Annotated in this window: 3 protein-coding genes; all 3 read right to left on the bottom strand. The window is 43.9% G+C overall.

Features of this window, described 5'->3' with window-relative positions:
• Positions 1-176 precede the first annotated feature (176 nt).
• The 3 genes from surE to hisH all read right to left on the bottom strand — a co-directional run bounded on the left by surE (position 177) and on the right by hisH (position 2342).
• Complete coding sequence (gene surE, locus PSE7429_RS22485; protein WP_009629695.1) at positions 177-962, bottom strand: 5'/3'-nucleotidase SurE; 786 nt, start codon at positions 960-962, stop codon at positions 177-179.
• A gap of 202 nt (positions 963-1164) precedes the next feature.
• Positions 1165-1680, bottom strand: a complete 516-nt coding sequence (locus PSE7429_RS22480; RefSeq protein ID WP_040690362.1) for a DUF2808 domain-containing protein — start codon at positions 1678-1680, stop codon at positions 1165-1167.
• A 38-nt stretch (positions 1681-1718) separates the two neighbouring features.
• Positions 1719-2342, bottom strand: coding sequence for an imidazole glycerol phosphate synthase subunit HisH (gene hisH / locus PSE7429_RS22475; protein ID WP_009629693.1), 624 nt, complete (start codon positions 2340-2342; stop codon positions 1719-1721).
• Between the last annotated feature and the right edge of the window lie 452 nt (positions 2343-2794).

Here is a 2794-nt window from a genome sequence, read left to right as displayed (position 1 = left end):
TTGCGGCGCTTCGCGCCGCAACTCTATTTTGGTTTTGGGGTTTGTCCTACAGCGCTTCGCGCTCAAACCCAGACCAAGGAAACTTTTGAAAGCGTTGCAAAGCAACGCTTTCAAAAGTTTCCTTGTGGTTCGTTTGATCGATAATTGCTGTATATATAACTGGCTATAGCTATAGTTCATCCACTTGGCAAATTAGTTAACTTTTCTGTCCATGTCTTTATAAAAGGGATCGCCGCCGCGAAGGTGAGATCGTACTTGAGCGGCGTAATCGTAATGTAGTTATCCCTAATTGCTTGGATATCGGTATCGGCTTCCGCTTCTTCTTCGATGACCACACCCGATAGCCAATAATAAATTTTGCCACGCGGATCAATACGTTTCTCAAATTGATCGCGATAGCGACGAATTCCTAATCTCGTAACAACAACACCGCAGATATCTTCCTCATCAATAGCAGGAATATTGACATTCAATAAAATTGGTTCCTCTAGGACATAATCTGCGATCGCCTGCACCATTTTTTTAGCAAAATTCGCAGCCGCACTAAAATCTAAATGCGTAAAACCTGCGAGGCTAAAGGCAATGCTTGGTACTCCCTCAAGTACTCCCTCCATCGCCGCCGATACAGTACCAGAGTATAAAACATCGGTTCCCAGATTTGCGCCGCGATTAATGCCCGATAGCACCAGATCGGGACGATCGCCTAATAGGGCATCTAAAGCTAACTTGACGGTGTCCGAAGGCGTACCCGAACAAGCCCAAGCCTCAATACTCGGAGGGTAAATGTCAGTAATGCGATCGACCCTGAGGGGTTCTTGTAAGGTCAGGGCATGCCCCGTAGCCGATCGCTCGCGATCGGGACATACTACGGTAATTTGATGCTCAGTTTTGCTGAGAGCATCTGCTAACGCCCTTACCCCCGGAGCGTAAATACCATCATCATTACTAATCAAAATATGCATATTTAAATTTTCAAAATGTCCGAGCAACTAAGTACATCAGTATAGCTAAAGAATAAAACTAAAGCCTGTGTCGCCTGCAAGACAAGCCGCACAGGCTTTTAAAATTTGTCCGAATTCACGTTAATTAACAATAAAAATCAAAGTATCAAAAATAAAGGAGGGTGCAAAGCACCCTCCTTTATTTTTGATACTTCGATCACTTTTAATCAAGCGTAATGACCCAAGACCCAATGTAAACAGGCACAGGAACATCCGCACGCATAACTCTGCCATCAAACTGATAAAAACCGCCGTAGTCAGGATTTCTGACGTTAGACATCACGACGCGTAGTGCTGTTTTTGAAGGAATCGCTTCCTTGGGAATAATCGTAATGCGACGAGTTTCTTTATCCCAAGTTGCCGATTCGATCTCCAAATCTTTACCGCCACGACATTGATCGGTTACCCGCAACTTGATATCAGAAGTATCAAAGCTACCTGTGAAATGCTCTGGGTAGGTAACGATCACTTCGGAGACCTTAAACTTTTGTGGTTTCACTTCTAAGTAGTAGCGATCGCTTCGACCACTGGTACCACTGTCGAGACAATAGTCAAGTGCACTATCTTTGATTCCGCCAAATAGAATAAATCCTGCATTAGATTGGGCGCGAACTACAGAGGGTGAAACAACTGCACAAGCTACAGCAAGACAAGAAACAATACCCAGTTTTTTGATCATTTGGATCTTCATAAATCTCACAAGACTCTACTATTATGCTACGCGCTGATCATTCTGACGAAGTTGGACAGCAAATGTATCCCGTCATTGGATGATTTCTCTGGATGAAATTGCACAGCCATGACATTTTCTCTAGCGATCGCTACGGTTACGGTTTGGCTACCGTGGGTAGTTGTTGCAGCCGTAACTGATCGGTCAATGGGGTCAGTGTAATAGGAATGGACAAAATACATCCAAGGGTTAGCGCCTAGATTTTGCCAAAGCGGACAATTGGATTGAGTTAACGCGAGCTGATTCCAACCCATGTGGGGGATCGTCAGGCTAGGCTCATGGGTAAATCGCTTGACTTGACCTTTGATAATTCCTAAGCCTGCTTCTTCCCCCTCTTCACTACTCTCAAATAGGATTTGCATTCCCAAGCAGATTCCTAAAAATGGTTTCCCTGAAGCGATCGCCTCATGAATGGGTTGCTCTAATCGGGTTGCCCGCAATTTTTGCATCGCGGGATCGAACGATCCTACTCCTGGCAAAACAATCCCATCGGCAGCGGCTAACTTTTGGGGATCGTTGGTAACAATTGGGGTTGCGCCTGCCATCTCTAAACCTTTGCAGGCTGAGTGCAGATTACCCATGTCATAGTCGATCACTGCCACAACTGGCATGATATTACTCCTGTTTATTAGTCTGGCATTTACTTAGTCTGGCATTTACTTAGTCTGGCATTTACTTAGTCTGGCATTTAGTTAAGTAGCTGGGAATTAAAGTCCAGATTTAAAACCTGCGGCGCACGCTGCGCGTGCGCCGCAGGTTTTAGGGTTTTATACTTAATTAAGCCCAATTACTTAACTTATAGAGATAAAAGCTGTAAGCTTGCAGAGATATTTATGTTTGTGCTGTTCTAAGAATTCTTTTTAAGCAATTATTAAGCAATTATAATGTTTGGCAGTACAAAGCTTTGCAAGCAACCCGATAGATTTTCATGAAAGTTCGATGAAATGCAACTTTTATCAAAAACTATTGGTCTGTCACCTCAGCAAAATGTAGTATAGCTATAGTCAGTAATGTTAGGACTAAAATCAAACCCAATAGAGAGTGGCGGCGCTTCGCGCCGCCA

This window comes from Pseudanabaena biceps PCC 7429, from assembly GCF_000332215.1.
Classification (GTDB): Bacteria; Cyanobacteriota; Cyanobacteriia; order Pseudanabaenales; family Pseudanabaenaceae; genus Pseudanabaena; species Pseudanabaena biceps.
This window is presented reverse-complemented; position numbering and strand designations above follow the sequence as displayed.